Raw genomic sequence first — 26,619 nt, 5'->3', positions numbered from 1 at the left:
GAAACGAGGGATATCTATGTTAACAAGCCTGAAAAAAGAGTTTTGGTTTATCGTTGGGTCACAACATTTATATGGTGATGAAGCACTGAAAAAAGTAAAAGCAGATGCACAGAAGATGACGGATGCTTTAAATGAGAGCGGTTTACTTCCTTATCCAGTGATCTTGCAGGAACTGGCTGTCAGTGCCGATCAAATCACAAAGCTTATGAAAGAGGTCAATTATCGCGATGAAGTTGTCGGTGTGATGACGTGGATGCATACATTTTCTCCAGCAAAAATGTGGATACGCGGCACCAGTCTTTTGCAAAAGCCTCTTTTGCATCTTGTTACACAATATTATGAAAAGATTCCGTGGGACACGATCGACATGGACTATATGAATCTCCATCAATCCGCACATGGAGACAGAGAATATGGCTATATCAATGCACGTTTAAATAAACAAAACCAAATTGTGACCGGTCATTGGTCTAAGCCGGAAGTGCAGCAGCAAATTGCTGATTGGATGGACGTTGCGGCTGCCTATCATGAGAGCTTTTACATCAAAGTAGCCCGGTTTGGTGACAACATGCGGCATGTGGCTGTGACAGAAGGCGATAAAATCGAAGCGCAGATTCAATTAGGATGGACCGTTGACTACTTTGGAATAGGCGATCTCGTCGAATATGTAAATGCAGTAGAAGACGAAGAGGTAGATGCATTATTTGCTGAGTATTTAACGCAATATGATGTGAATTATGGAACGTATTCAGTTGAAGAGTGGGAAAAAAGTGTCAAGGTGCAGGCGCGATATGAGATCGCCATCAAACGTTTCTTAGATGAAGGCGGCTATCATGCCTTTACAACAAACTTTGAAGACTTACATGGGATGAAGCAGCTGCCTGGACTTGCGGTACAGCGGCTGATGGCAAAGGGATACGGCTTTGCTGGAGAAGGTGATTGGAAAACGGCCGCACTGGACCGCTTATTAAAGGTGATGAGTCATCATCAATCCACTGGATTTATGGAGGACTACACGTATGAAATGACGTCTGGAGAGGAAGCAGTGCTGCAATCTCATATGCTGGAAGTTGATCCAGCGCTCGCTCATACAAAACCTGTCATTGTCGTGTCTCCACTTGGGATCGGAAACCGGGAAGATCCAGCACGTCTTGTGTTTGATGGAAAAGCAGGCGAGGGTGTCGTTGTCTCTATAGCGGATTTTGGAACACATTTCAAATGGCTCATACAAGAAGTCGAAGCCTTTGAGCCAGAGGAAGCAGCACCTCATTTACCAGTTGCGCGTGTATTGTGGAAAATCAAACCGAATTTTCAGGATGGCGTCAAAGCATGGATTAAAGAAGGCGGAGGCCACCATACAGTCGTGTCTCTCAATTTAACGGTTGATCAAATTGTTCATTTTGCAAAGCTTGTCAATGCAGAATATGTGGTTTTATAGAATGGGGAAAGGTCTTCTGCTGGTTACAACAGTAGAAGCACTGGGTGAAATGAAAGCGGTTAATTAAGTGAGGGGGTCATCCACTTGGAGAAAAAAGTGTCAAGCAAATTTATCTTCTTTTTCGGGTCTTTTGCAGGCATCTTATTTGGATATGATATTGGTATTATTGCAGGGGCGGAAGGACATATTCAGGAAGAATTTCAGCTCAGCCCATTATGGCTTGGAATCGTTGTCTCTTCATTAATGGGCGGGGCCATTATTGGCTCCATCTTAAGCGGTCTGTTAGGGGATAAATTTGGCCGCAGAAAACTCATTTTGGTCTCATCCGTGATCTTTTTTGTCGGGGCGATCGGATCAGCTGTCGCACCAGAAGAGATTTCACTCACCATCGCTCGAATCTTTTTAGGGACAGCAGTAGGAACAGCTTCATCTTTGGTTCCGGCTTACATGTCTGAAATCGCTCCTGCTAAAATCCGCGGGAAATTATCTGGACTCAATCAGCTTATGATTGTAACTGGACTATTACTCAGCTATATTGTTGCATTTGTGTTTGAGCCCATCCCGGACAGCTGGCGCTGGATGCTGGGAAGTGCCGCTTTATTTGCGATCGTGCTTTATATTGGCATGCTGAAGCTTCCTGAATCTCCGAGATATTTGATTAAACACGGAATGGCTCATAAAGCACGGGAAGTATTAGGATCACTGCGTTCTTCCCGTGAAGAAATCGAATCAGAAATGCAGGAAATTTTAGAAGTCGCCAAAGAAGAACGCTCGGGGATTCGTCAATTGTTTCAAAAGAAATTCAGAATGGCTCTTTTCATTGGGGTTGGAATGGCAACCCTTCAGCAAATTCAAGGCGCGAACTCCATTGTCTATTATGCAACGAGTATCGCTCGGAATGTAGGGCTTGCACCTCAGGTTGCCGCAGGTTTTACAGTCATTGTCGGTGTCATTTTTGTCGTCACGACCGTGATCTTTTTACAATTTGTTGACCGCTTCGACCGCCGAACGATTCTCACCGTAGGAGGATCGGGCATGGCTCTTTCTTTCTTTGCTCCCGCCGCATTAGGGGCACTTGGCGTCAGTGAAGGAATTTTAAACTGGGTAACATTGATTTCGCTTTGCTGTTTTATTTTGTGCTATGCCTTCTCGTGGGCACCGATCACTTGGATCATCATCGGCGAAATCTTCCCGCTTTCTGTCAGAGGTATCGGAGCAGGTATCTCTTCTGCCTTTAACTGGACCGGATCGTTAGCAGTTGGACTCGTTTTCCCTATTTTGGCTGATCAATTCAGCTTTGGGGTCATTTTCTCCTCATTCGGAGTCATCTGCTTAATCGGGCTGTTATTCACCCGATTTGTGCTAGTCGAGACAAAGGGAAGAAGCTTAGAGCAAATCGAAACCGATATGGCAGCTCGTGTATAAATAAAGAAAACCATCTATCCCATGTGGGTAGATGGTTTTTTACTCAAGTGTCTGTTTAAGCTCATCTGGCAGTAAATCAATCAATTGATCATAGGAAGACAAATCCAGCACTTCAAGCAGCGCGTAATATTTCGCATAGATTTCACTCAGCTGATCAGGATGGTTTGTTTGATATTGATTCAGATGTAATTGAGTTAGTTCAAGTGCAATGTCTAGCTTGTTTCGTTCGAATGGCTGTGTCGTGTTGATCATATCGTTCACCTCTTATTTGATAATGAGTGGAAAAAATGCATTGAATAAAAAGAGCTGATGTTTTAATTTTCATGGATGACCTGTCTTCGTAAGATATCATTTGTATAATATGTTAAAATTGTCCTTTTGTAAAGAAAGAGAAAAATAGATAGAAAGTGGATTTTTTTTAAAATAGACATGCATCTAATCACGAAAGGTAACTCTGACATACGATAGAGTGTAAGTGAAAGACAACTTGAAGGGGTGTTAAGATGAGCCGAAATCGATTAGATGATTTCTTCTTTGGACCTCGCAGAGGAAACCAAGGAGGAGACGAAACGGTTGTTTTCCCCACACGTCAAATTGTCAACACAAGAACGAATGAACAAACGATCAGAAAAATTCACCCAACGCATATCACAAACGTCAATAAAAACATCAAAAGAATCGAAAACTACTATCCGGTCACTGAATCGACTCACAACGAGTACATTGTAGAAGAATACGATTGCGGCAGTGATATCAAAAACCCTTGCTGCCGTCCGGTGAAGCGCTGTAAGTGGTAATGAAGGGGGCATCCTTTTATAGGATGCCTTTTTATATTCAGAAATAAAATTTTGATCAAAATCTCCTTTCAAGATAAAATTAGAAGTATCCATCATTCTTTTGGAGGCGATTTTCTGAATATTCGATTGTTAACACCAGATGATGCTGAAGAATATGCAGCACTCAGACTAGAAGCACTGCAATTAAATCCAGAGGGCTTTGCGATGAGCTATGAGGAAGAGCCAATCAATATAGAGGATAAATATAAAGTGCGTTTTGCTTCGTCGAAATCTATGTGGACTTTTGGTGCTTTTCATCAAGGGCAGCTTGTGGGGGCAGTCACGCTCATCCAAGAAACCTTGCAGAAGTTAAAGCACCGAGCGAATCTGACTGCGATGTATGTAACACCTAGTGCACGCGGAAAAGGAGCAGGCCAGTCCTTGATGACAAAAGCTCTTTCCTTCGCGCGAGAACAGGAGGATATCGAGCAAATGTATTTATCAGTGGTGACAACTAATCACTCAGCCAAACGCCTCTATCGCTCCGTTGGATTTGAGTCGTACGCTGTCGAAGAAAAAGCGCTAAAATGGACTGATACATATGCAGATGAGGAAAAAATGGTTTTATTTTTATCATAGTCTGGAGGAGATAGAAGTGGATCAACAGGCCATGCGTATCATATTAGCAGCAGGACCCAATAGTGAGCTGGAATCTTTTGCCCTGCGTGCAGCACTTGAAAACTTCGGCGTGAAAGTCGATATGCATTGGATTGGAAGACCGAATGATCTGATTCATGTGTTATCTGGTAGAGTTAGAGGAGAAATAGATTACCTTCTTTTATCGTTTCACGGTGAAGAAGGAGCATTTATCATGCCTGAATTAGGGGAAGATGTTTACGAAGATGAGGAGCCTAGAGATACTGCCTTTGGAGCGGATGAAATCAAGCGGTATGCCTCCTTAGAAGGAGTTCATGTCATCTCTACAGGCTGCACACTAGGAGAGAAAAATTTAGCAGATGCTTTTTTAGAGGCAGGGGCTACATCTTATTCGGCGCCGGACGATTACATTGATGGGAATGCAGCATTTATCTTTGTGCTGACCATGCTGTACGAGCTTATTAACAATACAAAGACAGTCAGAGCGGCATTTGATCGAGCGCGTTCCATTGATGAAGAAACGAAATTATTTCAACTATATATGCAAAAGTAATCAAAGGACTGAGAAATCAAGTCCTTTTTTTATTCCTCTCTAAAAATGTGTCGAAAATGTGACAATTGTGTGATTTGCAAACTAAAAAGGGGGCATGCAAAGTCTATCCTACAAACACACGTCATTCAGGCATGACGGCATCACGAGAGGAGAATCATTGTGTCAATTAAATGGAAAGTCAGTCTCGTCCTATGCGGACTTGCGATGATCATCGGAATCGCTGCGTTTTATCATAATCAGCAGGCAAGCGGGACAGAGAAGAAGAAGGTAGAACCAGATGCGAGCTATAAAGAAGTTGAAATTGTGACCCTCGTGAATGACGGGAGATACTTGAGATATGCTGTGAACTATCCTGTGTTTCATCAAAAAAAGCTAGATCAAGAGATGAAAAGATTTGCAGAAACAGCGCTGGACAAATTCAAAACATCGTTTAGTGAAGCAAGTGATGTCGATGAAGATCATCGATACGAATTAAACATAGATTATGAGATTACTCATTATGCCAAACAAACTGCTGCGATCAAATTCAATACATATGAATGGAAAGGCGGAGTAAAAGGCGCACATGAAACGAAGATATTCAATTTTGATTTCAAGAAACAGCAGTTTTTATCAATAGATGATCTATTTTTATCAAAGAAAAAAAGTCTGCAAAAACTGTCTCAAATGACATTTGAGGAGTTGAAAAAAGATCGCTCTCTTGCGGAAAACGAGCATTTGCTTAAACAAGGAACATCTCCTGAGGCAGAGCATTATCAGTATTTTGCCATCAAAGATCGTTTTATTGAATTCTACTTTCCAGCAGGGCAAATTGCACCAGACAAAAAAGGTCCTCAAGTGCTGGCGATTAAGAAAACACTGCTTAAAGGAATGTTAAAGCCAGAATACATTAATAAAGAAAAGAACAAAAACGAGAAAAAAGAACCGATCGCAAAAAGAAAGATCGTAAAACTGCCAAAACAGGGAGGATTCAACCCAAATCAAAAAGCCATTGCCCTTACATTTGATGATGGACCAAATCCATCAACAACTTCAAAAATCTTAACAGCTTTAAAAGAAAACAAAGGACATGCAACATTTTTTGTGTTAGGAAGCAGGGTTCAATATTATCCCGATATGCTAGGTGAAATCAGAAAAGGTGGAAATGAAATCGGAAATCATTCCTATAACCACCCTTTACTCACAAGACTGCCATTAAAACAAGCCATCAAACAAGTAGAAGATACGCAGCAAATCATTGAAAAAGCAGGCGGGTTCACACCGACTCACTTTAGACCGCCATATGGTGGAACAAACGGACAGATCAACTCGGCTGTCAACATGAAAGTTACGCTTTGGGATGTAGATCCCGAAGATTGGAAATATCGCAACAGCCAATACGTTGCCAACTACATTCTTACACATGCGTCTAGCGGAGAAACCGTCTTAATGCACGACATCTATGACACCTCTGCCAACGCGGCTGTCACGATCATCAAGGAATTGACCAAACAAGGATATCAATTACTAACAGTCTCGGAGCTTGAGCAGTGGAAGGAAGCACGGGCGAAGAAGGTGAATTGAATACGTAAAAAAGATGCGAATCTTAATGGATTCGCATCTTTTTTAAAGCCAATTATGAGAATGAAGGGAAAATATGTTAAAGTGATTGTAGAAAGGGAGGGCTTCGTATGGTATTGATGAGGTTGATCAGCATATATATGCTGACAGCGTTTAGTTTGGGATTTGTCGTAAACTATGTACCTGGTTTGATGCTGCCCATCTATATTCTTGCGATGATTGGGCTCATTTTATGTCTCGCTCATATTGCGCTTCATTATATTCGGCGAATCAGAAATATGTTATTTGATGAGTAAGGGGAAGATTTCTCCTATGGCAAAAACCTCCTGCTAGATGCGAGAGGTTTTATTTTTTCGGTTTTTACTGTTCTAACAGTCGGATGATTTTCTCGTTGGACGCTTTGATTTGTCTCAAAAGAGAAACGATATTTTCTGTGAATCCCACGAGCACAACCAGTATAATAAGAATGTCTCAAATGAACAGTTCGTGTCATATATCCGGCAATTGATGTGAATGGAGAATGTTGAGGGGGATTTATTTGAAACGAGTAGACGTGGTTTCAGCTATTATTTATGACGAGGAAGCAAATCTTTTAACAGTCAAGAATGTAAAGGGATATTGGGAACTTCCAGGCGGTGCTGTGGAAAAAGGTGAACACCTGCAGCAGGCTGTCATCCGTGAAGTAAAAGAAGAGACAGGGTATGTTGTCAAAGTAAATGAACTTCATTCGGTTCGAGAAGCGTTCTTTCAAGATAAAAAACATCATGCGCTTATTTTTACGTTCTTTGCGGAAATGATCGGGGGAGAGATGAACATTCTAGATCCGGATCAGGATATTGAAGAAGTAAAATGGGTCAGCACTCAAACCTTTCAAAAGCTAAACCCAAAGCTATATCACATGCTAAAATTAAACCAACAAACACAAGCTTTTTATGATTTTGAGGGAAATAGAACAATTGGTTAAATCCAAATTGATATAGGCATGAAGGAGCGATATTGATGTTTTTATACTACGGGCCTACAGGAGCTCCAGTAGAAAATCCGGGAGAAGAATTCATGAAAAGGATCTTCTTTCAGGAGGGTGAAGAGTATTGGAAACAAGGAAACGGAGAATCTTCCATTGAGATAGAGGAAGAGTGGGAAAGTGAAAGTCTAGTTTTCTTTTATACTGAACCGTATGGATTCTTTATCATCAGATATCCAGATTTTTTAGTCCCTTTTCAAAAGGTAGAAAAGATTGAAACGATCGAGCATTTGATCGCTGGATCACCATTGTATGTGCCATCGTGCAGCTATGTCGACCGCAATCAGGCGTATGAAATCGTTCAACATTTTTTGACGACAAAAAAGGTATCTGATCTTGTTGAATGGGTCGAGTTGAGGAATATTGATTTTCAGCATGGTGTGAAAAGGTAGGGGAGTAAGGTGAAGTGTGTACAGATGAAAGGATACATAGTTTAGATGAGAGTATACATTTACATGTAGGATATTATGAGCAAGGTTTTGATTATGAAGGCGTGTTTTTTAAGAGTGTAGAAACAGGAAGATGGTTATTGTTTTTTGATGAGAAAAGTTACGGGTTGAATCTCTTAAAGAATTATGAGGAATATAATCATTTAGGCTTATTCATTGGGGAATATTCAATTGAAGATGCTCAAATCGAAGAGAAAGGTCAGCAATTATTTGAGCATTTTTTAAAAGAAAACAACATAGTGGGATAAATGAATGGATCTTTAACAGACCTTACTTTTCATAAGAATGTACTGATTTTAACTTTCTACCGATAAAATTAGCAGATACAGGTGTTAATTGTTTTTCTCTTGCCCAAACAGAAAGTTGACCGATATGGTGAATTTCGTGGGCAATTATATGATGTAATATTTCATTTTTAGTGTATTCATCTTCATCCCAAGGAACTATTACCATTCGATCTTGTTTTTCATCTAAATGAGATTTTAAAAATTCAACTATTTCATGTCGTAAAGTCATTGAGAGTGTTTTTACTTTCGCCAGAGTCTTGTAATCATCAAAATCTAATACCACGTCTTCTTTACCCTGAATACCACGAATCCAACTATATTCAACATCAATAATGTGAAAAAGAGTGTATAAAATACTCCCTACTCCACCTATGCGGTCTTGTAACAACTCTTCTGTCGTTAGTTGATTACACCAGTTAACCCATTCGTCTCTAACCTGCCAGTTGTACTCAAAAAACTTAATCATTATGATCACTCCAAAGTTAAATTGTTTGTTTAATTACTGCTATTTCTTAAAGATACTCTTGTAGAATTAAACGACACAATGTACATGATTTGGTGTCAGTTTAGAAACAATCATACTATCAACCTTGTTTTTATAACATGGCCCTTGGAAACTGAAACTGTTACGTTTATAGGGTCTCTTGCAGAAAGTTGTTCTTTTTGGTAAGTGGTAGTTTATCTACAATTACTAAACGTCTTGCTTCTAACGACCCGAATGTTTGTTCTTATATTGATTATACTAAGTTTTCTGACAGGTATCAAATAACAACATTTAAAATTGATTAGCAAGAATACACGAAGCATTATATTTTATTTTTTCGTATTTACTTTTTTTAAGCTGCAGCTCTCTATATAGTGGGGCATGATGAATTGATTTCCTTCATGTCTTAGTTCATGAACATGATCAAAATCTTGCCATTGTTCTTGAAGGCTAAGGCGGCAGCTATTATCAAAAGAAATGAAGCGAGACAGTAGCTTATTGCCGAAATAAAAACAGACCTAGTGAGGTCTGTTTTTGTTAGAAGTTAGGGTATTCATTTTCACTTCCCTTTCTCCCTTTTCCGTTTTTCCTTCTCCGCCCGGTAAAACTCATGAAACATCTTCATCAGCGCGCGCTTCTCAATACGTGACACATAGCTCCGCGATATCCCAAGCTCTTTGGCTATTTCCCGCTGCGTTTTTTCTTTCTTTAAATCAAGGCCGAACCGGCCGACGATCACTTCTTTTTCTCGGCCGTCGAGAATGTCGATATACTCCTTTACTTTTTCAAGCTCCATGTTGAGCTGAATGGTATCGATCACATCTTCATTTTCGGATTTTAAGACATCGATTAATGAAATTTCATTGCCTTCTTTATCCTGACCGATGGGGTCATGCAAGGAGACGTCCTTTTTTGTTTTTTTGAGCGCGCGTAAGTGCATGAGAATTTCATTTTCAATACACCGCGCCGCATACGTTGCCAGCTTTGTTCCTTTTCCAGAGGAATAGCTTTCGATGGCTTTAATGAGTCCGATCGTCCCGATGGAGATGAGGTCTTCAGCGTCTTCCCCGGTATTTTCAAATTTCTTTACAATATGGGCGACGAGCCGAAGGTTATGTTCAATCAGCATGTTTCTTGCGTGTTCATCCCCCTGTGCCATGAGGGCTAAGTATTTTTTTTCATCATCTCCCGAAAGGGGCTGTGGAAAGGCATTGTTTTTGACATAGGACACTAAAAACACCAATTCTTTGACCATCAATCCCATCGCTGTAAATACTCCTGCCACGATTTTCACCTCCACCATGTTTAGGCCGCTGCCTATATCCTCAAATGTATGTGAAGGAGGGATTGTCTGTGTCTGTACGATGAAAAAATCATCTTTTTCAAAAAAATCGTGCTTCAGTTCGTCTCTTTTTTATGTTTGCGGTTTCTTTGCGGTGCTTGGCGGTCAAGAAGCGTGCTAAAATATGTAATATTAGACCGAAAAGGAAGGGGTAATTTCGGAACATGGGGAAGGTTCTATCTTCACATGTAGGTATGAAAATTAATGAATGGTATCGAATGATACGGCAGTTCAGTGTTCCAGATGCGGAAATCTTGAAAGCGGAAGTTGAAGCGGAAATTGAACAAATGGAAGAGGACCAGCATTTACTGATTTATTATCAGCTCATGTGTTTTCGGCACCAAATCATGCTTGACTATATACACCCTTCAAAATATCAACCTTTCTCAGTATCTAATCTAGTCGATAAAATCGAAAACTCCAATCATGAGTTATCTGATATGCTGCATTATTACCATGCATTTTTTCGTGGCATGCATGAATTTAGTCAAAAAGAATATTTAGAAGCCGTCAAATATTATCGAGTCGCAGAAAAGCAGCTGTCCATGGTATTTGATGATATTGAGCAGGCAGAGTTTCATTTTAAAGTGGCAGAAGCCTACTATATAATGAAACAAACACATGTCTCCATGCACCATATTTTAAAGGCGCTGGAAATATACGATCAGCATGATGCGTATACGATTCGCATCATTCAATGTCTCTTTGTCATCTCAGGAAATTATCAAGATTTAAAACGAAAAGACCGGGCACTGCCTCATTTAAAAAAGGCAAAACAGCTCGCATCTCAAATTGATCACCCGCGCATTTACAGTTCAGCGCTCTATAATTTAGGAAAATGTTATGGCGAGCTTGGCTATAGAGAAGAAGCGGAACGATATTTAACGGAATCCGCTGATCTTGCCCGCAAAGAGCTGCTCCCAACGCTTCCGCATACGCTCTATACGCTGGCGAAGCTGCTTTTTAGACAGAATGAACAGGCGGATGCCCTGCGCATATTAGAAGATGGGAAATTGGCTGCAAAGAAGCATGAAGACCAGCTGTTCTGTCATATGTTTGAGTATCTGGATGCTTTATATGTTCAGGAAATCAATGAAGACCAACTGCAAAAAACCATTGATTATTTGGAAAAACTTAGCCTATACTCTTATATAGAGGATATCTCACTAGAAATTGCGACAGCCTTAGAAGCCTCTCAACAATACAAAAAGTCCAACCAGTATTATCAGAAATTATTATGGGCTCAAAATCAAATCCAAGAAGGAGAGTGTCTGTATGAATTCTAAGCAACGTTCGACAGTTGAAGAGAGAAACCAAACGTGAAACAAAGAGCGGGCCGATATGGCCGGCTTTTTTTATTTGAAAAAGAAGCAGATATCACCATGAAGCTTGCATGAATTGATGCGAAAGCGGGCAATTTATCGGTAATGATGTTCGGTGGAGGAGGCGGTCGAATGAGAGGGCTGCATATCTTGATGTGTATATGGCTGCTATGTGCTTTTGTTCCTAATGAAGTAGAGGCACATACATTAAAACGAGTCGATCTTGAAAAAACGGGACGTGCCTTTTGGGACATGAGAGCGGAACGGAAAAAGATTGCGATCACCTTTGATGATGGACCTCATCCAGTGTATACAAATCAAATATTAGATGTGCTGAAGGAGCATCAAGTGAATGCAAGCTTTTTTGTGATAGGGAGCAGAATCCATGCTTATCCAATGATCGCAGAACGGATTGTGGACGAAGGGAATGAACTCGGCAATCATACGATGAATCATACGTATTTTGACCTTTTGTCGTCAAAGGAGATCAAGCAGGAATTAAAAGAATCAGCGGCTCATATCGCTTCACTCCAGCCTGGCGGTCCCTTATTATTTCGCCCTCCTGGTGGACGCTTAACAATGAAATCATTCCGCATTCTGTCAAAGCAAGGGTACGATGTGGTCATGTGGTCCTTTACGCAAGATCCGAAGGACTGGTCAAGACCAGGCGCACGTAAAATTGCAAGCCGAATTATTGAGCATATTCAAGGCGGCGATATTATCCTTTTACATGATGGCGGGGGAAATCGCAAGCAAACGGTAGAAGCATTGAAACAAGTGATTCCTGAGTTGAAGAAGAGGGGCTATGAATTTGTAAAAGTAAGTGAACTGCTGCACCACGACAAAGCATATATGCCTGTTCAGATGCAATAGGCAGCATTCGTCAAAAACATTCATTCATTGAAACCAAAAGTCTTGTCGTTTACTATATGAAGAGGGCTTTTGGAGGTGAATGTTGTGAAGAAATATGTTTTCCTTTTCATCCTATTATGTGTTGCTGCTGGGTGCTCTAAGCCAGTACAAGAAAGCGTCATTGCATTTGGTGACAGCAATACAAGAGGATCAAACTGGGACTTTCGAGATTATCCAACATCTGAAAAATGGGTGAATCTCATGAAAAACGTCGAGCGCGGCCAAATTCAAGTGAAGAATGCAGGCATTGGCGGGCAGACGACTGAAGACGCGAAACTGCGCTTTGAGCAGGATATTTTAAAACAGAAACCAACTTACGTCCTCATCATGTTCGGTACGAATGATGCGGCGATTTTAGACGGGAAACATCCCCGAGTGACGAAAAAACGGTTTAAAGAAAATTTAACCTACTTCATTTCTGAAAGTAGAAAAGAAGGCATTACCCCGATTCTCATGACCTGTGTGCCTGTTGTAGAAGGCGGGAAAAAGGGCTTGTATTATTACTCCAGATATAAGTCATCTTATTTTGCCGGGAGAGGCGGGGCAAGAGCTTGGCAAAACTCTTATAATGACATCACAAGAGAAGTAGCGAAGGATGAGCAGGTACCGCTTGTCGACAACTGGAAAGCTTTCATCCGAGAAGCTGGAGAAGATAGTGATCATGCCCTGATTCAGTCAGGCTTGATCGACCCTTCTGGCAATCATATGACACCAAAAGGGGCGAGAATTATTTATAACGAAATCAAAGAGCGTGATGTCATCAAACATTTTTAAATGATGGCCATCTGCCTAAACAAGACCATCCATCCAGCATAGTCTAACAGTATATCTTCCTAGAAGGAGGTAACTGATATGTGGGGATGTCCTTATCCTTACCCTGCGTGTTCGCCTTATCTAGCACAAGGAGCAGGAATCGGTTACGCTTTTCTTGTTGTGTTCCTTGTGGTCATTTTAGTCCTAGGCGGAGGGTTATGGTTTTGGAATGAACAGCCTTGCAATTAAGACACCTCTTCTTTCATCAGAAGGGGTGTTTTTTACGGAAAATAGTAGTAAGCCTATAGCGCAAGTGATATAATATCAGTCACCTGAGTTTAAAAAAGGAGAGTGCTCGGGAGGCATGGTTCCTGTGATATGGAATTAAGAGGAAACAGAGAGCATATGCCCGAGCGAACGTCTTTTCATTTCTGTCTCAATTAATTCAATGAAGTCGCGATTTAAGTTCATTTCATTTGCTTTATAATACGATTCTATAAGTAAATCATCTGACAGCTTTTTCATACTAGAAACCCATATGATGGGAAAAACACCTCCCCTGAAAAAGTTGGCATAAAATTTGAGAAAAAGACATATCATCATAGGTTGATCGACTGTCTTTGAAGTACCTTTAATCTACCATGAATGGGAAACAAGAACAATCGTTCTGTTATCCACATGGTTAAGTGGATAACTTGTGGGTAGAGTGTTTATAATTGAATGAAAGCATGATGAAATATAGGTGGATAATGTGTGTAAAATTATCCACACCTGTTGAAGGTCCTCATCATATGTCGAAAACTTTTTCATTGTATTCGATAGACAGACAAATTGTGATTTGATTCGACACAATCGCTGAAAACCAATGGAAGAAAGGGTGCAAATTGTGCTAAAGAAGTATTTCTTACCGGATGAATTTGTGAAAAGTATTTTCCACATTTCGCCGCAAAAATTAAAAGAACGAAATGTAAAAGGAATTATTACCGATCTAGATAACACACTAGTAGAATGGGACCGTCCAAGTGCGACACCGCGCTTAATTGAATGGTTTCAAGAAATGAAAGATCACGGGATACAAGTGACGATTGTATCAAACAATAATGAAAAAAGGGTCAAGCTTTTTTCTGAACCGGTTCATATCCCGTTTATTTATAAAGCGCGAAAGCCTATGGGAAGAGCCTTTAATAAGGCAGTCGCTGATATGCAGTTGAAAAAAGAAGATGTGGTTGTCATTGGGGATCAGCTCATGACAGATGTTCTTGGCGGGAATCGTCATGGCTTCCATACGATTTTGGTCGTTCCTGTTGCTGCCTCGGACGGATTTTTCACAAAGTTTAACAGGCAGATTGAACGCAGAATTTTAGGAGCCTTAAAGCGTAAGGGCCACATTCAGTGGGAGGAAGAGTAATAATGGAAAAGGTTGTTTGTATTGGCTGCGGTGTAGCCATTCAGACGGAAGATAAAGATCAATTAGGATATGCGCCGGCAGCATCTCTATTGAAAGAAGATGTGATCTGTCAGCGCTGTTTTAGGTTAAAGAACTACAATGAGATTCAGGATGTTTCTTTAACAGAGGACGACTTTTTAAATATATTGCACAGCATTGGAGAGACAGATTCTCTCATTGTGAAGGTCGTTGATATTTTTGACTTTAACGGAAGCTGGATCAATGGGCTGAACCGTATTGTCGGCGGTAATCCGATTTTACTTGTCGGCAACAAAGTGGATATTTTACCGAAATCCGTGAAAAAAGATCGTCTGATTCATTGGATGAAACGGGAAGCAAAGGAAAACGGATTAAACCCTATCGATGTTTTCTTAATCAGTGCAAGCAGAGGCCAGGGTGTGCCTGAGGTGATGGAAGCGATCGATCATTACCGCGAGGGAAGAAATGTCTATGTCGTCGGTTGTACGAATGTTGGAAAATCAACATTTATCAATCGAATCATCAAAGAAGTATCTGGCGAAGAGAACGTCATTACTACATCCCAATATCCAGGTACTACACTTGATGCGATTGAAATCCCGCTTGATGACGGTTCTGCTTTATTCGATACGCCGGGCATCATCAACCGCCATCAAATGGCGCACTATGTCAGCAAAAATGACTTAAAGATTTTAACGCCGAAAAAAGAATTGAAACCGAGAACGTTCCAATTAAACGAAGCACAAACGCTTTATTTTGGCGGACTGGCTCGATTTGATTATGTAAAAGGCGGCAGAACATCATTTGTCTGCTATATGCCAAATGAGCTGAACATTCACCGGACAAAGCTGGAGAACGCAGATGATTTATATGAAAAACATGCAGGGGAACTGCTGTCACCGCCATCAAAAGAGGGAATGGAAGATTTCCCGCCGCTCGTTCCGCATACCTTTACCATTGATCAGCCAAAAATGGACATCGTCTTTTCAGGTTTAGGCTGGGTTACTGCAAATGATGCGGGCAAGCAAATCAAAGTTTATGCGCCAAAAGGCGTTCATGTGTTTATGAGACGTTCGTTAATTTAAATGTTCAAAGGGGGAGAGACCTTGAAACCTTTATACGGAGTAATCGGTAACCCTGTTGGCCACTCAATGTCTCCGGATATTCATAATGCAGCACTAAAGGACGCTGGAATTGATGGACATTATCATGGCTTTCAAGTAGAAAATGATGACCTGAAAGATGCGATTAGCGGCATGAAGGCGTTAGGAATCAGCGGCATTAACGTCACTGTTCCTCACAAGGTAGAAATCATGAAGTACCTTGACAAAATTGATGTGACAGCTGAACGCCTCGGTGCCGTCAATACGGTGCGGCTCGAAGGGGATCAGCTCGTTGGGTACAATACAGATGGAGAAGGCTTTCTTCATTCATTGCTTGAAGCCTTGGATCAGCCGTTATCAGAGCTGTCATTTCTCTTGATTGGTGCTGGCGGAGCCGCAAGAGCGATTTATACGACAATTGCTCAGTATGCACCGAAGAGCTTTGATATTACGAACCGCACCATTGAAAAAGCTGAAGCTTTAATTGAAACTGCAGAGGGAAAAATCACATCTCAAGCAATCACATTAAATGCAGCAGAAGAGCGGCTTGGGGAATATGATGTCATCATCCATACGACCTCGATCGGCATGTATCCGAATGTTGAAGAAACCCCGATTTCTTTAGCGAACGCAAAAAAAACAGCGGTCGTTTGTGATATTGTGTATAATCCAATAGAAACAAAACTGCTTAGGGAAGCAGCAGGTTTAGGCTTGAAAACAGTGGATGGGGTTGGCATGTTTGTCGGACAAGCAGTAAGAGCCTTTGAACTGTGGACAGGCATTACGCCTGACGCCGGAAAAATGAAGTCAATTGTCATAGAGAAATTAGGAGGAACACCATGTTAAAAGGTAAGCAAAAACGTTTTTTACGTGCGCAAGCACATCATTTATCACCTATTTTTCAAGTTGGAAAAGGCGGGGTAAATGACAATATGGTCAAGCAAATTTCCGAGGCGCTTGAAGCAAGAGAACTGTTAAAGGTCAGCGTATTGCAAAATTGTGACGAGGACAAAACAGAAGTTGCGAAAGCACTTGTAAAAGGTGCAAAGGCTGAGCTCGTTCAAACGATCGGAAATGTGATTGTCCTTTACAAAGAATCTAAGGAAAATAAACAAATTAAGCTGCCGTAAAGGTGGATGCGATATGAAAAAAATAGGGTTGTTCGGCGGTACGTTTGATCCTCCCCATAACGGGCATTTGCTGATGGCAAGTGAGGTGCGGATTCAAGTGGGGCTTGATGAAATTTGGTTTATCCCAAACCATATACCTCCTCATAAAACTGGACGGAAACGAGCAGATAGTCATCACCGCATAAAAATGGTGGAGTCAGCGATTCAATCAAATCCATATTTTCGGCTCGAGCTCATTGAAATGGAGCGGGAGGGTCCGTCTTATACGGTAGATACAGTCGATCTGTTAAAGAAGCGTCATCCAGAAGATCAGTTCTTTTTTATGATAGGAGCGGACATGGTCGAGTATTTGCCAAAATGGCATCGGATCAATGATTTGCTTCAAATGATCACCTTTATTGGGATGAAAAGGCCGGGTTACGTTGGAAGTACGGCATATCCTCTTTTATTTGCAGATGTTCCAGCTTTTGATGTATCATCGACATTGATTAGGCAGCGAATAGAGCAGGGGAACCCTGTCGATTATTTGATTCCGAAAGCTGTTGAGCGTTATATAAAGGAGCATCATTTATATGAATCGTGAAGAAGCATTGAACTGTGTCAAAGAGCAGTTAACAGAGCATAGATATACACATACACTCGGGGTCATGGAGACAGCCATTTCATTAGCGGAACGGTTCGGTGCAGATGTGAAAAAAGCAGAGATCGCCGCTATTTTTCATGATTATGCGAAATTTAGACCAAAAGAAGAAATGAAGGGGATTATCCAAAAAGAACAGATGAACCCTTTATTGCTTGAATATTCGCCCGAGCTTTGGCACGCCCCGGTTGGTGCCTATTTGGTCAAAACAGAAGCTGGAATTGACGATCAAGATGTGTTAACAGCTATTGAATTTCATACTTCCGGCAGACCAGACATGACCTTACTTGAAAAAGTCATTTATGTCGCAGATTATATTGAACCAGGACGTCATTTCCCTGGTGTCGAAGAAGTAAGGGAATTAGCAGAAAATGATCTAGATCGTGCACTGATCCAATCATTAAAAAACACCATCAGTTTTCTAATGAAAAAGAATCAGCCAGTCTTTCCAGATACGCTTGCTACTTACAATTCGCTTGTGCATAAGAACAACTAAGGAGGAATTTTGGATGGATTCATCATCAATTTTAAACGTCGCAGCAGGAGCATGCGATGATAAACGGGCTGAGGATATTATTGCCCTTAATATGCAAGGAATCTCACTTGTTGCGGATTATTTTCTCATTTGTCACGGGAATTCTGATAAACAAGTGCAAGCCATTGCAAGAGAAGTAAAACATCTTGCAGAGGAAAGCGGAATCGAAGTGAAGAAGATGGAAGGCTTTGATGAAGCAAGATGGGTATTGATTGACCTAGGTGATGTCATTGCCCATGTGTTCCACAAAGAAGAAAGAGGATACTACAATCTAGAAAAGCTATGGGGAGATGCGCCGAGAGAAACGCTTTCACTTGGCATTAACTCATGATTTATCAAGGGTTTGCAGGTGTGTATGACGAGCTCATGACACATGCACCTTATGATGAATGGGTTCAGTGGATCCAGCAGTATATGAAGCCGAATGCTGCCATCCTCGATGTAGGCTGTGGAACTGGAGAGATTTCTCTTCGGTTAGCTGAAAAGGGCCACAAGGTCACAGGAATTGACCTCAGTGAAGAAATGCTGGCCTTTGCGCAGCAAAAAGCGCAGGCGAAAAATCAGTCGATTCAATTTTTACATCAAGATATGAGAGAGGTTACGGGCTTTGAGCAAGCCTTCCAAGCAGCCGTTATTTGCTGTGATTCCTTGAATTACTTAAAAAACGAAAATGACGTCAAAAAAACCTTTAAAAACATGTTTCAGCTTTTAGAGGCAGGTGGGGTTTTACTTTTTGATGTTCATACGCCTTATAAAATGGAAGAGGTATTCCCAGGTTCGACTTATGCAGATCAAGATGAAGAGATCAGCTATATTTGGCAGAGTGATAAAGGGGATGACATGTATTCGGTCATACATGATTTAAGCTTTTTTGTAAAAGACGGAGACATGTATCAACGTTATGATGAGACACATGAACAGCGCACATTTCCATTTGAAACATATGCAGCGTTCCTTGAGTCCGCTGGCTTTGAACAAATAGAAGTGACTGCTGATTTTACAAATGAAGCCCCCGGTGAATTCGCCGAAAGATATTTCATCTCAGCTAAGAAACCAAAAACCATCGTTTAATAGAACGATGGTTTTTTAAAACCCTTTTTTCGCTTGTTGCAAAGATGATTAATTTCTGCGATCATCAGTGAACACACTTGGCGGATATTGATGCGCAACTGCTTCTAGATCTTCATCGAATTTTTCATGGGTATTTTGAAAGAGACGGTGAAACATATCTTGCACACCTGCTTCAAGTGCTTTAATGCCTTCGCCAGTGACGCCGCCTTTCACACATACTTTGTCTTGCAGTGTCGGAAGGGTATAGACTCTTTTTTCAATCAAACGGCCAAGACCAACAAGCATATCCTCTGATAAGGTGGTGGCTTCTTCTTTGGAAATATCCGTTTCTTCTACGGCTGCTTCAATCATTTTCTGAACGAGAAAACTGATAAAAGCAGGTCCGCAGCTGACAATATCGGAAGCCGCTCTAGTAATTGAATGATGGATCTCGATAGGTGTTGAAATACACGAAGCTAACTGTCTTAACGCAGTTTTCGTCGCGGCATTGCATGATGAACCAAAAGTTAAAAGTGATGCGCCTGATAAAGCGCGGTTTGTAATGCTTGGAATCAGCCTGGCTGTTTGACAAGGAACGATATCCTGAAGCTGTTCAGGATGAACCGGACTTGTAATGATGACAATGGTTTGCTGCTCCGTTAAAAGAGGGCTCAGCTCTTTTAAAAGTGGATAAATATCAAGTGGTTTGACACAAACAAAAATGAAATCTTTATTCGTGACAGCCCCTGAAAGCTGTTTCGTTACTTCAAGCTCTGGATGGTTCTTTTTTATATTGAACGCTTTTTCAATGGTTCGGTTTGTAATGGTAATCGATGAGGGATTGACTGCCTTTGATTCAATAAATGCCTCAGTAAGTATGGTACCCATGTTTCCTGTACCGATTAACCCTATATTCAAACGTTCTCCCTCCTTAGACGCATAGGATCTGTTATCTTCTAAACAGTATGTTGAGCAGTAGAAAAATATGATTGAAAGAAGCGTGAGTAAGTGAAACGACTCATTTCATTAAACAAATACAGTCTTTATATCGCCGCTGGACTCATAGTCGTGATCATCTTCAGTTTCTTCTTTTTCACTGGAAAAGGAGAGGGCAGCAGAGAGCCAAGTGTATTGAAGGAAAATAAAGACATACAAGTCACATTAGAAGACAAACAAGAAAAGACAGAAAAAGAGCCATCGACGATTTTTGTAGAGGTCAAAGGAGCTGTAAGGAAGCCAGGTGTTTATACGTTTCAATCTGATGCTCGGGTAGAGGAAGCGATTCAAAGGGCAGGAGGCTTTACCAGCAAAGCAGACTCGATTGAAATCAACCAAGCAGCTAAATTAGAGGATAGTATGATGATTTATGTTCGGAAGCAGGGAGAAGCGGAAAGAGAAACGCAAACAGCATCAGCTGACGCATCAGCGGGCGTTGAAAAGAGTGAAGGTGTGAATGTCAATCAGGCCGATGCAGCCGAATTGCAAACCATTAACGGCATAGGACCAGCTAAAGCCGAAGCTATCATTACGTATAGAGAGGAACACGGAGAATTTCAACAAATTGAAGACTTGCGGAACATTTCAGGTTTTGGGGAAAAGACGATTGAACGGCTGAAAAGTCAATTGACCGTGAAGTAGAATTGACGGTAGAGAAGAAAGGCATGTACACTTAATATCAACCATCATTCTGGAGGGATCAGCTCGTGGAAAGAATTTCATGGAATCAATATTTTATGGCACAAAGCCATTTGCTTGCTTTACGAAGCACCTGTGAGCGGTTAGCTGTTGGGGCGACCATCGTAAGGGACAAGCGCATCATTGCAGGGGGGTATAATGGCTCCATTGCCGGTGATGTTCATTGTGCGGATGTAGGGTGCTATGTCATTGATCATCACTGTGTTCGCACCATTCATGCGGAAATGAATGCTATTTTACAATGTGCCAAATTTGGTGCACCTACAGCTGATGCTGAAATATATGTCACACATTTTCCCTGTTTACAGTGCTGTAAAGCCATCATTCAAGCGGGCATACGAACAGTGTACTATGCAAAGGATTATAAAAATCATCCATATGCGATTGATTTATTCGAGCAGGCGGGTGTTCAAACAGAGCAAGTTGAATTAGATGAAATGATCATCGACTTAAAAAATCAAGAAAAATTGGCCTTTGTTGCAGATTTAATTGGGAAGCTGAGTGAATCAGGACTTAGCGAAACAGAAATCCGCGATATGCATGAGAAGGCGAATCAATTATTTACTTCCTATGTTTAAATATTTGCCGTTTGGGGCAATTTCAGCAGCTGTTGGAATTGCTCTGGCTGCATATCATCTTCATATGTATTTCCTTCTCTTTCTTCTCATCATATTACTTCTAAGCCTACTGAAAAAAATGCCTCAGCTCTTTTTAATGGTCAGCCTATGCGGTGCTGTCTATATACTCATTTTTATGATTCATGAGTCTCTTGAAACGGATCAACCCGTACTAGAAAAATTCCTATCTGGTTCCGTTGTGATTGAAAGTATTCCGAAAACAGATGGCAATCGTTTTTCAGCGACTGTTTCAACAGACCATGAACAACTAGCCACTTTTTATACAATCCAAACAGAGCGCGAAAGGGAGGCATTAAAAGAGGTAGAACCTGGTATGAGCTGTCACATGACAGGTGATGTTCGTCCAGCAAAGCACGCAACCATTCCTAACGGGTTTCAATACGATCAATTTTTAAAATCAAAAGGCATTGACGCCATTTTTCTGCCACAGTTGATCAAAAACTGTACAAAAAAAGACAGTTCTTCCTATTATCTTCAAGTGATAAGGCAAAAGGGGTTGAAATTTTTAGAAGATCATGTGCCTAAACACTCTGTTGGCATTGTACAGGCACTTATTTTTGGCGATCGTGAGTTGATAGACCCTGACACATTAAGAGATTATCAAATGCTTGGCATTATTCATTTACTAGCGATCTCAGGATTGCATGTACAAACGCTTCTTGCATGTTTATTTTGGTGTCTCCTTCGTGCGGGCGTGACAAGAGAGACAGCACGTATTCTTCTATTATGCTTTCTTCCTATTTATGCTTGTTTGACAGGTGCTGCACCATCTGTTTTAAGAGCTTGCCTTATGGCAGGAATCTATTTAGTGATGACTAGTCTGCCAAAAGAAATGAAACAGCCTTCTGCTGTGGTATTAAGTGCAACGTTTTTACTCTTATTAGCAATTCATCCTCTTTATTTATTTGATATCGGATTTCAGCTTTCATTCGCGGTCACGTTTTTTATTTTGTTATCGACTAGGATTTTATCAAAAGCAAAAAGTTCAGTCATGCAATTATTCCTGATTTCCTTTATTGCACAGCTTGCTTCACTTCCTGTTCTTTTATATCATTTTCACCAATTCTCTTTACTGAGCGTACCTTTGAACATGATATTTGTTCCTTTATATACGACGGTCGTTATGCCGCTATCCTTACTCTTTTTTATTCTCACTACCATTTATCTTCCGCTTGGACAAACATTGTTTCAGCTGCTTGATTCGGTGATTCAGCTTAGTCATCAATTATCAGCCTATATGGCTGTTTTTGATGAATTCAACTTGATTTTTATGAAGTCTGCTTGGTGGCATATTCTTCTTGAGGTGAGCGCGTTAATTGTTCTGTTATTTGTGATGGAGTGCAAAACTTCTGTGAAATCCTATGCACTGCCGATCCTTTTTCTTATTGGTGTCTTGAGTGCACACTATTTCACCCCGAATTTTTTCGAAAAAGGGGAAGTGACGATGCTGGATGTAGGACAGGGGGATAGTTTGTTTATTCAGCTGCCCTATCGAAAGGGGCACCTGCTTGTGGATACAGGAGGCAGACTTTCTTTTGAAGAAGAACCGTGGAAGAAAAGGCGTAAAGTGTCTTCGATCGGTGATCAAACGCTGATCCCGTTTCTGCATTCTAAAGGTATTGCAAAACTTGATGTTCTTATTCTTACACATGCGGATCAAGATCATATGGGAGAAGCAGCTCGTTTAATCAAACGAAATAAAGTAAGGCGGCTGGCTATTCCAAAAGGCTTTGCACGGAGTCCAGAGGATGCGGAGCTGTTAAAAGAAGCAGTTGATCAAGGGATCATGATTGATGAATTAGAGAGAGGAGATCAGCTTCAGATTGGAGAGCAAATATTTAAGGTCCTTCATCCATCGCGTGATCGGGTAACAACTAAGAATAATGATTCACTCGTTTTGACATTCACTCTAGGCGGGAAGCGGTTTATGCTCACTGGAGATCTTGAACAAGAAGGGGAGCGAGACATTATAGAAGCCTTTCCTCATCTGCGGGCAGATATCTTAAAGGTTGGTCATCACGGTAGTAAAGGGTCAACAAGCGAAGAATGGCTTCAGCATCTCAAGCCCTCACATGCACTCATTTCAGCAGGTGAACGCAATCGTTATCAGCATCCACATCAGGAAGTTTTGAAAAAATTAAAGGACCAGCAAATGAAGGTGTATCGAACAGATACCGACGGGAGCGTGACGTATGAATTTCTCGATGAGGAAGGAACGTTTTACACTCACCCTCCATATGATATCTTACAAACTCAATAAAAAAACTGCCAAAACGGCAGTCATGTAACCTTCATGAAGTTAAGATCCAACGAGGTGTATAATGGTTGCCAAAATAAACATTGAGGCGAAAAATCCGAATGTGACGATAAAACCAACGGCTGAGTCGGTCACATCATTCCGCTTGCTTTGAACATTTTTTTCAAATTCATTCATTTTCATCCCTCCTGGCTAATTTTAGTATACTTGAACTCATTTGGAATTGCTAGAAGGTAAAGTAACCGTTTTCCATTTTATGATCATTTTATGAATATCGTCTGACAGCAGGCTGACCCGGGAGCTTGCGCCGGACGTTTACTATAAATGAGGAGGCGGCACTTTCAGCTTCCTCTTTACTAATGTCTTCACACACTTTAGGATAGAGGAGGAAGTGAAAGAGAGGGATTCAATTGATGGTCTTTGATGTATGGAACAATTTAAAACGAGGGGATATCCATCCCGTTTATTGCTTATATGGGAAAGAAACATATTTACTGCAAGAAACCGCTGCTAAATTGAGACAAGCTGTAGTAGACGAAGAAACGAAGGATTTTAATTACTCCGTCTTCGATATGGAAGAAGTACCGCTTGAACAGGCTGTAACGGATGCAGAAACATTTCCGTTTATGGGAGAAAGACGTCTCGTCGTGATCAAGAATCCTTATTTTCTTACAGCTGAAAAGAAAAAGGAAAAGATTGAGCATGAGCTTTCTGTATTAGAAGCTTATTTAGAAAAGCCAGCGCCCTATACCATTCTCGTGTTATTGGCACCATATGAAAAGCTGGATGAGCGTAAAAAAATCACCAAATTGCTAAAAAAGAAAGCTGCTGTCGTTGAGGCGAAAGAGTTAAACCCAAAAGAAACAACTGATTTCACCATCACACTGGTGAAGACAGAAGGAAAGACGATTACATCTGAAGCGGCTGAGCAGCTTGTGATGCTATGCGGCGGGAGTCTCTCCTCTCTATTCCAAGAGGTTCGGAAGCTAAGTACATATATTGGAGAGCGGGAGGAAATTGAGTTAGCGGATGTCAATCAGCTCGTTGCAAGAAGCTTAGAGCAAAATATTTTCGAGCTGATTAATCAAATTGTAAACAGACGCCGCTCTGAGGCCATGCAGATGTTTTATGACCTGCTGAAGCAAAATGAGGAACCCATTAAAATATTAGCACTCATTTCAACTCAATTTCGATTGATTTTGCAGACGAAGTACTTCGCTCAGCAAGGCTATGGACAAAAACAAATTGCTTCAAATCTAAAAGTCCATCCATTCCGGGTCAAACTTGCGATGGATCAGGCAAGACTGTTTTCAGAAGAAGAGCTTAAGCAGATCGTCAAAGAGCTTTCAACGATTGATTACGAAATGAAAACGGGTAAAAAGGACAAGCAGCTGCTGTTAGAATTGTTCCTGCTTCGTTTGTTAGGCGCTTGAATATAAAAAAACGACCTTCTAAAAAGAGGGTCGTTTTTGTTTAGATGTATAATTGCCAGTCTGTCCTTAAGGCTCGGCCGGTCAGGACGGACGTACAGTTAAACAGGTGCCTCATCACTGAGGCGTTGCAAGCATTATGCAGAAAGTCCGTTTACTTGTTTAGCAAGTCTTGATTTGTAACGCGCAGCTGCGTTTTTGTGTACAAGACCAGTTTTAACGGCTTTGTCAATGCGTTTTGCAGCAGAAGCAAGAGCAGCTTTTGCTTGCTCAGCATCGTTGTTAGCTACAGAAACTTCAACTTGTTTAATCGCAGTACGCATCGCAGACTTGATTGTTACGTTATGTGCACGGCGTTCGTTATTCGTTTTTGTACGTTTGATCGCTGATTTAATATTTGGCATGTGTTTCACCTCCTAAGATACAACCTAAACACAATTGTCTTAAGGTTAAATCTTCACAATAGAACAAATTGTATTCTATCAAACACACCTTTAGAATGCAATATAAATGTAAAGTATTTTTCATTGATGACGTGCTCGAATGTTTCTTTCAAGAGATGGAAAGACTACTGTTAATTACTTGGTGGAAGGAGTCTTTTTATGGAGAAACAGAAACTCGATTTAAGCGTTTATCAAATCCGGACAGACCTCGCTGTTGAAACAAAAGAGATACTAGAACAAGAGAACGATCCGAAAGTCGTCAAAAAGGACGGGATCCAAGGGATTGTCGAAAAGGAAAAAGAAGAGCAAGGCATCCGCATACGTACTGTGGAAATCACGAAAGAAGGGGAGGAGCTGACCGGCAAAAAGGCAGGGACATACTTGACGTTTGAGGCACAAGGCATTCGGGAGAAAGACTCTGAGATGCAAGAAAAAGTCGTTGAAGTCTTTGCCCATCATTTTGCTCAGTTTCTAAAAGACAGAGGCATTCAGGCTGATGCAAGCTGCCTTGTAGTAGGGCTGGGAAACTGGAATGTTACGCCAGATGCATTAGGTCCTCTCACAGTTGAAAACCTGCTTGTAACCCGCCATCTCTTTGAATTGCAGCCGGAAAATGTTCAGGAAGGCTATCGCCCGGTTTCCTCTTTGTCTCCAGGGGTGATGGGACTGACCGGTATTGAAACAAGTGACATTATCCAAGGCGTGATCGAGCGGTCTAAGCCTGATTTTGTCATTGCGGTCGATGCCCTTGCTGCTCGAGCAGTAGAACGAGTGAATACAACCATTCAAATTTCTGATACAGGTATCCATCCCGGCTCTGGTGTAGGGAATAAGCGAAAAGAATTAAGCAAAGAAACATTAGGCATTCCAGTGATTGCGATTGGCGTTCCGACAGTGGTGGATGCAGTAACGATTGCTAGTGACACAATTGATTATGTCTTAAAGCATTTTGGTAGAGAACTAAAAGATGATAGACCATCCCGCTCTCTTGTGCCGGCTGGTTTGACATTCGGGAAGAAAAAAGTACTTAACGAAGAAGACTTGCCAGATGAAGAAACGCGTCAGTCATTCTTAGGCATCGTAGGAACCCTTCCTGAAGAAGAAAAAAGGCAGCTGATCCACGAAGTGCTTGCGCCCCTGGGGCAAAATTTAATGGTCACGCCTAAGGAAGTCGATACATTCATTGATGATATGGCAAACGTACTTGCCAACGGATTAAACACAGCGCTTCATCAAAAAATCACTCAAGATAATATGGGTTCATATAATCATTAATCGGTTCTACTTTCT

The 26,619-nt window shown here is 41.1% G+C and carries 34 protein-coding genes; 27 read left to right on the top strand and 7 right to left on the bottom strand.

Going from position 1 to position 26,619, the window contains the following annotated elements; genetic code table 11:
• Positions 1-16: 16 nt before the first annotated feature.
• Positions 17-1,438 (top strand): L-arabinose isomerase, encoded by a 1,422-nt coding sequence (gene araA / locus MHI23_RS12100; RefSeq protein WP_339240006.1) that lies wholly within the window; start codon positions 17-19, stop codon positions 1,436-1,438.
• Positions 1,439-1,522: 84 nt separating this feature from the next.
• Complete coding sequence (locus MHI23_RS12095) at positions 1,523-2,863, top strand: sugar porter family MFS transporter (RefSeq protein WP_024423073.1); 1,341 nt, start codon at positions 1,523-1,525, stop codon at positions 2,861-2,863.
• A gap of 39 nt (positions 2,864-2,902) precedes the next feature.
• Here the strand turns inward: MHI23_RS12095 and MHI23_RS12090 are convergent, their stop codons facing one another.
• Positions 2,903-3,115, bottom strand: coding sequence for a hypothetical protein (locus tag MHI23_RS12090; RefSeq protein ID WP_024423072.1), 213 nt, complete (start codon positions 3,113-3,115; stop codon positions 2,903-2,905).
• A gap of 251 nt (positions 3,116-3,366) precedes the next feature.
• Here MHI23_RS12090 and MHI23_RS12085 point away from each other — a divergent pair, with 251 nt between their 5' ends.
• The 8 genes from MHI23_RS12085 to MHI23_RS12050 all read left to right on the top strand — a co-directional run bounded on the left by MHI23_RS12085 (position 3,367) and on the right by MHI23_RS12050 (position 8,130).
• A complete protein-coding gene (locus MHI23_RS12085) occupies positions 3,367-3,660 on the top strand; it encodes a spore coat protein (RefSeq protein WP_024423071.1) in 294 nt (97 codons plus the stop codon).
• Positions 3,661-3,711: 51 nt separating this feature from the next.
• Complete coding sequence (locus MHI23_RS12080; RefSeq protein ID WP_311164191.1) at positions 3,712-4,278, top strand: GNAT family N-acetyltransferase; 567 nt, start codon at positions 3,712-3,714, stop codon at positions 4,276-4,278.
• 16 nt (positions 4,279-4,294) lie between these two features.
• Complete coding sequence (locus tag MHI23_RS12075) at positions 4,295-4,849, top strand: hypothetical protein (protein ID WP_024427928.1); 555 nt, start codon at positions 4,295-4,297, stop codon at positions 4,847-4,849.
• Positions 4,850-5,008: 159 nt separating this feature from the next.
• On the top strand, positions 5,009-6,412 hold the full coding sequence (locus MHI23_RS12070) for a polysaccharide deacetylase family protein (protein ID WP_149126461.1): 1,404 nt from the start codon (positions 5,009-5,011) through the stop codon (positions 6,410-6,412).
• A gap of 107 nt (positions 6,413-6,519) precedes the next feature.
• Positions 6,520-6,705, top strand: coding sequence for a hypothetical protein (locus MHI23_RS12065; RefSeq protein ID WP_044332168.1), 186 nt, complete (start codon positions 6,520-6,522; stop codon positions 6,703-6,705).
• A gap of 242 nt (positions 6,706-6,947) precedes the next feature.
• Positions 6,948-7,373: an NUDIX hydrolase gene (locus tag MHI23_RS12060; protein ID WP_149126462.1), complete on the top strand. Its 426-nt coding sequence runs from the start codon at positions 6,948-6,950 to the stop codon at positions 7,371-7,373.
• 35 nt (positions 7,374-7,408) lie between these two features.
• On the top strand, positions 7,409-7,825 hold the full coding sequence (locus MHI23_RS12055) for a hypothetical protein (protein WP_149126463.1): 417 nt from the start codon (positions 7,409-7,411) through the stop codon (positions 7,823-7,825).
• Between the two features lie 14 nt (positions 7,826-7,839).
• Entirely contained in the window at positions 7,840-8,130 is a 291-nt protein-coding gene (locus tag MHI23_RS12050; protein WP_244948481.1) for a DUF3986 family protein, read from the top strand.
• A 22-nt stretch (positions 8,131-8,152) separates the two neighbouring features.
• On the opposite strand, the gene MHI23_RS12045 is transcribed toward MHI23_RS12050, so the two are convergent.
• Entirely contained in the window at positions 8,153-8,635 is a 483-nt protein-coding gene (locus MHI23_RS12045) for a DinB family protein (protein ID WP_034622771.1), read from the bottom strand.
• Between the two features lie 577 nt (positions 8,636-9,212).
• Positions 9,213-9,941, bottom strand: coding sequence for an RNA polymerase sporulation sigma factor SigK (gene sigK / locus MHI23_RS12040; protein ID WP_034738387.1), 729 nt, complete (start codon positions 9,939-9,941; stop codon positions 9,213-9,215).
• 218 nt (positions 9,942-10,159) lie between these two features.
• Between sigK and MHI23_RS12035 the strand changes: the two genes are divergently transcribed.
• The 4 genes from MHI23_RS12035 (at position 10,160) to MHI23_RS12020 (ending at position 13,231) form a co-directional block, all read left to right on the top strand.
• Positions 10,160-11,281, top strand: coding sequence for a tetratricopeptide repeat protein (locus MHI23_RS12035; RefSeq protein WP_024427938.1), 1,122 nt, complete (start codon positions 10,160-10,162; stop codon positions 11,279-11,281).
• A gap of 168 nt (positions 11,282-11,449) precedes the next feature.
• Positions 11,450-12,190 (top strand): polysaccharide deacetylase family protein, encoded by a 741-nt coding sequence (locus MHI23_RS12030; protein WP_342491982.1) that lies wholly within the window; start codon positions 11,450-11,452, stop codon positions 12,188-12,190.
• Positions 12,191-12,274: 84 nt separating this feature from the next.
• A complete protein-coding gene (locus MHI23_RS12025; protein WP_024423053.1) occupies positions 12,275-13,003 on the top strand; it encodes a GDSL-type esterase/lipase family protein in 729 nt (242 codons plus the stop codon).
• A 78-nt stretch (positions 13,004-13,081) separates the two neighbouring features.
• On the top strand, positions 13,082-13,231 hold the full coding sequence (locus MHI23_RS12020; RefSeq protein ID WP_342491981.1) for a hypothetical protein: 150 nt from the start codon (positions 13,082-13,084) through the stop codon (positions 13,229-13,231).
• A 135-nt stretch (positions 13,232-13,366) separates the two neighbouring features.
• Here MHI23_RS12020 and MHI23_RS12015 read toward each other — a convergent pair whose 3' ends face one another.
• A complete protein-coding gene (locus MHI23_RS12015; protein ID WP_003217327.1) occupies positions 13,367-13,507 on the bottom strand; it encodes a sporulation histidine kinase inhibitor Sda in 141 nt (46 codons plus the stop codon).
• A gap of 361 nt (positions 13,508-13,868) precedes the next feature.
• On the opposite strand from MHI23_RS12015, the gene MHI23_RS12010 reads away from it, so the two are divergent.
• Genes MHI23_RS12010 through MHI23_RS11975 form a run of 8 tightly spaced genes read left to right on the top strand, consistent with a single transcriptional unit; the run spans position 13,869 to position 18,887 of the window.
• Positions 13,869-14,390, top strand: coding sequence for a YqeG family HAD IIIA-type phosphatase (locus MHI23_RS12010; protein ID WP_008356191.1), 522 nt, complete (start codon positions 13,869-13,871; stop codon positions 14,388-14,390).
• A gap of 2 nt (positions 14,391-14,392) precedes the next feature.
• Entirely contained in the window at positions 14,393-15,493 is a 1,101-nt protein-coding gene (gene yqeH / locus MHI23_RS12005; RefSeq protein ID WP_025092936.1) for a ribosome biogenesis GTPase YqeH, read from the top strand.
• A gap of 21 nt (positions 15,494-15,514) precedes the next feature.
• On the top strand, positions 15,515-16,357 hold the full coding sequence (aroE, locus tag MHI23_RS12000; RefSeq protein WP_025092937.1) for a shikimate dehydrogenase: 843 nt from the start codon (positions 15,515-15,517) through the stop codon (positions 16,355-16,357).
• Positions 16,351-16,641, top strand: a complete 291-nt coding sequence (gene yhbY / locus MHI23_RS11995) for a ribosome assembly RNA-binding protein YhbY (RefSeq protein ID WP_008342507.1) — start codon at positions 16,351-16,353, stop codon at positions 16,639-16,641. Before aroE ends, yhbY begins: the two co-directional genes overlap by 7 nt.
• Positions 16,642-16,654: 13 nt before the next feature.
• Complete coding sequence (locus MHI23_RS11990) at positions 16,655-17,224, top strand: nicotinate-nucleotide adenylyltransferase (protein ID WP_342491980.1); 570 nt, start codon at positions 16,655-16,657, stop codon at positions 17,222-17,224.
• On the top strand, positions 17,214-17,777 hold the full coding sequence (yqeK, locus tag MHI23_RS11985; RefSeq protein ID WP_024427944.1) for a bis(5'-nucleosyl)-tetraphosphatase (symmetrical) YqeK: 564 nt from the start codon (positions 17,214-17,216) through the stop codon (positions 17,775-17,777). Before MHI23_RS11990 ends, yqeK begins: the two co-directional genes overlap by 11 nt.
• A 13-nt stretch (positions 17,778-17,790) precedes the next feature.
• Positions 17,791-18,147 carry a ribosome silencing factor gene (gene rsfS / locus MHI23_RS11980; protein WP_003217467.1) on the top strand — a complete coding sequence of 119 codons (357 nt, stop codon included), beginning with the start codon at positions 17,791-17,793 and terminating at the stop codon, positions 18,145-18,147.
• Positions 18,144-18,887: a class I SAM-dependent methyltransferase gene (locus MHI23_RS11975; RefSeq protein WP_342491979.1), complete on the top strand. Its 744-nt coding sequence runs from the start codon at positions 18,144-18,146 to the stop codon at positions 18,885-18,887. The genes rsfS and MHI23_RS11975 overlap by 4 nt, the downstream gene beginning before the upstream one ends.
• 48 nt (positions 18,888-18,935) lie before the next feature.
• Here the strand turns inward: MHI23_RS11975 and comER are convergent, their stop codons facing one another.
• On the bottom strand, positions 18,936-19,784 hold the full coding sequence (gene comER, locus MHI23_RS11970; RefSeq protein ID WP_024423047.1) for a late competence protein ComER: 849 nt from the start codon (positions 19,782-19,784) through the stop codon (positions 18,936-18,938).
• Positions 19,785-19,874: 90 nt separating this feature from the next.
• Between comER and MHI23_RS11965 the strand changes: the two genes are divergently transcribed.
• The 3 genes from MHI23_RS11965 (at position 19,875) to MHI23_RS11955 (ending at position 23,459) form a co-directional block, all read left to right on the top strand.
• Entirely contained in the window at positions 19,875-20,504 is a 630-nt protein-coding gene (locus tag MHI23_RS11965; RefSeq protein ID WP_342491978.1) for a helix-hairpin-helix domain-containing protein, read from the top strand.
• Between the two features lie 65 nt (positions 20,505-20,569).
• Positions 20,570-21,139 carry a ComE operon protein 2 gene (locus MHI23_RS11960; RefSeq protein ID WP_024423045.1) on the top strand — a complete coding sequence of 190 codons (570 nt, stop codon included), beginning with the start codon at positions 20,570-20,572 and terminating at the stop codon, positions 21,137-21,139.
• On the top strand, positions 21,132-23,459 hold the full coding sequence (locus tag MHI23_RS11955; RefSeq protein WP_342492474.1) for a DNA internalization-related competence protein ComEC/Rec2: 2,328 nt from the start codon (positions 21,132-21,134) through the stop codon (positions 23,457-23,459). Before MHI23_RS11960 ends, MHI23_RS11955 begins: the two co-directional genes overlap by 8 nt.
• A gap of 39 nt (positions 23,460-23,498) precedes the next feature.
• Here the strand turns inward: MHI23_RS11955 and MHI23_RS11950 are convergent, their stop codons facing one another.
• Positions 23,499-23,633 (bottom strand): YqzM family protein, encoded by a 135-nt coding sequence (locus MHI23_RS11950; protein ID WP_012010638.1) that lies wholly within the window; start codon positions 23,631-23,633, stop codon positions 23,499-23,501.
• Positions 23,634-23,869: 236 nt separating this feature from the next.
• On the opposite strand from MHI23_RS11950, the gene holA reads away from it, so the two are divergent.
• Positions 23,870-24,889: a DNA polymerase III subunit delta gene (gene holA, locus MHI23_RS11945; protein ID WP_046311824.1), complete on the top strand. Its 1,020-nt coding sequence runs from the start codon at positions 23,870-23,872 to the stop codon at positions 24,887-24,889.
• Positions 24,890-25,023: 134 nt separating this feature from the next.
• On the opposite strand, the gene rpsT is transcribed toward holA, so the two are convergent.
• Positions 25,024-25,290, bottom strand: coding sequence for a 30S ribosomal protein S20 (gene rpsT / locus MHI23_RS11940; protein WP_024423042.1), 267 nt, complete (start codon positions 25,288-25,290; stop codon positions 25,024-25,026).
• Positions 25,291-25,488: 198 nt separating this feature from the next.
• On the opposite strand from rpsT, the gene gpr reads away from it, so the two are divergent.
• Complete coding sequence (gpr, locus tag MHI23_RS11935) at positions 25,489-26,604, top strand: GPR endopeptidase (RefSeq protein ID WP_125586606.1); 1,116 nt, start codon at positions 25,489-25,491, stop codon at positions 26,602-26,604.
• Positions 26,605-26,619 lie beyond the last annotated feature (15 nt).

The organism is Bacillus sp. FSL M7-0003, from assembly GCF_038628485.1.
GTDB lineage: Bacteria > Bacillota > Bacilli > Bacillales > Bacillaceae > Bacillus > Bacillus safensis.
The sequence above is the reverse complement of the archived record's forward strand: the minus strand, read 5'-3'. Positions and strand labels throughout refer to the sequence as shown.

Excerpts from the sequence above, each read along its gene's own strand:
- MHI23_RS12020 (WP_342491981.1), top strand. The coding sequence starts at position 13,082 with ATGTGGGGATGTCCTTATCCTTACCCTGCGTGTTCGCCTTATCTAGCA.
- MHI23_RS12035 (WP_024427938.1), top strand. The coding sequence starts at position 10,160 with ATGGGGAAGGTTCTATCTTCACATGTAGGTATGAAAATTAATGAATGG.
- MHI23_RS11990 (WP_342491980.1), top strand. The coding sequence starts at position 16,655 with ATGAAAAAAATAGGGTTGTTCGGCGGTACGTTTGATCCTCCCCATAAC.
- rpsT (WP_024423042.1), bottom strand. The coding sequence starts at position 25,290 with ATGCCAAATATTAAATCAGCGATCAAACGTACAAAAACGAATAACGAA.
- holA (WP_046311824.1), top strand. The coding sequence starts at position 23,870 with ATGGTCTTTGATGTATGGAACAATTTAAAACGAGGGGATATCCATCCC.
- MHI23_RS11950 (WP_012010638.1), bottom strand. The coding sequence starts at position 23,633 with ATGAATGAATTTGAAAAAAATGTTCAAAGCAAGCGGAATGATGTGACC.
- MHI23_RS12065 (WP_044332168.1), top strand. The coding sequence starts at position 6,520 with ATGGTATTGATGAGGTTGATCAGCATATATATGCTGACAGCGTTTAGT.
- MHI23_RS12030 (WP_342491982.1), top strand. The coding sequence starts at position 11,450 with ATGAGAGGGCTGCATATCTTGATGTGTATATGGCTGCTATGTGCTTTT.
- MHI23_RS12090 (WP_024423072.1), bottom strand. The coding sequence starts at position 3,115 with ATGATCAACACGACACAGCCATTCGAACGAAACAAGCTAGACATTGCA.
- yqeK (WP_024427944.1), top strand. The coding sequence starts at position 17,214 with ATGAATCGTGAAGAAGCATTGAACTGTGTCAAAGAGCAGTTAACAGAG.
- MHI23_RS11955 (WP_342492474.1), top strand. The coding sequence starts at position 21,132 with ATGTTTAAATATTTGCCGTTTGGGGCAATTTCAGCAGCTGTTGGAATT.
- yhbY (WP_008342507.1), top strand. The coding sequence starts at position 16,351 with ATGTTAAAAGGTAAGCAAAAACGTTTTTTACGTGCGCAAGCACATCAT.
- MHI23_RS12055 (WP_149126463.1), top strand. The coding sequence starts at position 7,409 with ATGTTTTTATACTACGGGCCTACAGGAGCTCCAGTAGAAAATCCGGGA.
- MHI23_RS12085 (WP_024423071.1), top strand. The coding sequence starts at position 3,367 with ATGAGCCGAAATCGATTAGATGATTTCTTCTTTGGACCTCGCAGAGGA.
- gpr (WP_125586606.1), top strand. The coding sequence starts at position 25,489 with ATGGAGAAACAGAAACTCGATTTAAGCGTTTATCAAATCCGGACAGAC.
- MHI23_RS12045 (WP_034622771.1), bottom strand. The coding sequence starts at position 8,635 with ATGATTAAGTTTTTTGAGTACAACTGGCAGGTTAGAGACGAATGGGTT.
- araA (WP_339240006.1), top strand. The coding sequence starts at position 17 with ATGTTAACAAGCCTGAAAAAAGAGTTTTGGTTTATCGTTGGGTCACAA.
- MHI23_RS11975 (WP_342491979.1), top strand. The coding sequence starts at position 18,144 with ATGATTTATCAAGGGTTTGCAGGTGTGTATGACGAGCTCATGACACAT.
- MHI23_RS12015 (WP_003217327.1), bottom strand. The coding sequence starts at position 13,507 with ATGAAAAAGCTGTCAGATGATTTACTTATAGAATCGTATTATAAAGCA.
- rsfS (WP_003217467.1), top strand. The coding sequence starts at position 17,791 with ATGGATTCATCATCAATTTTAAACGTCGCAGCAGGAGCATGCGATGAT.
- yqeH (WP_025092936.1), top strand. The coding sequence starts at position 14,393 with ATGGAAAAGGTTGTTTGTATTGGCTGCGGTGTAGCCATTCAGACGGAA.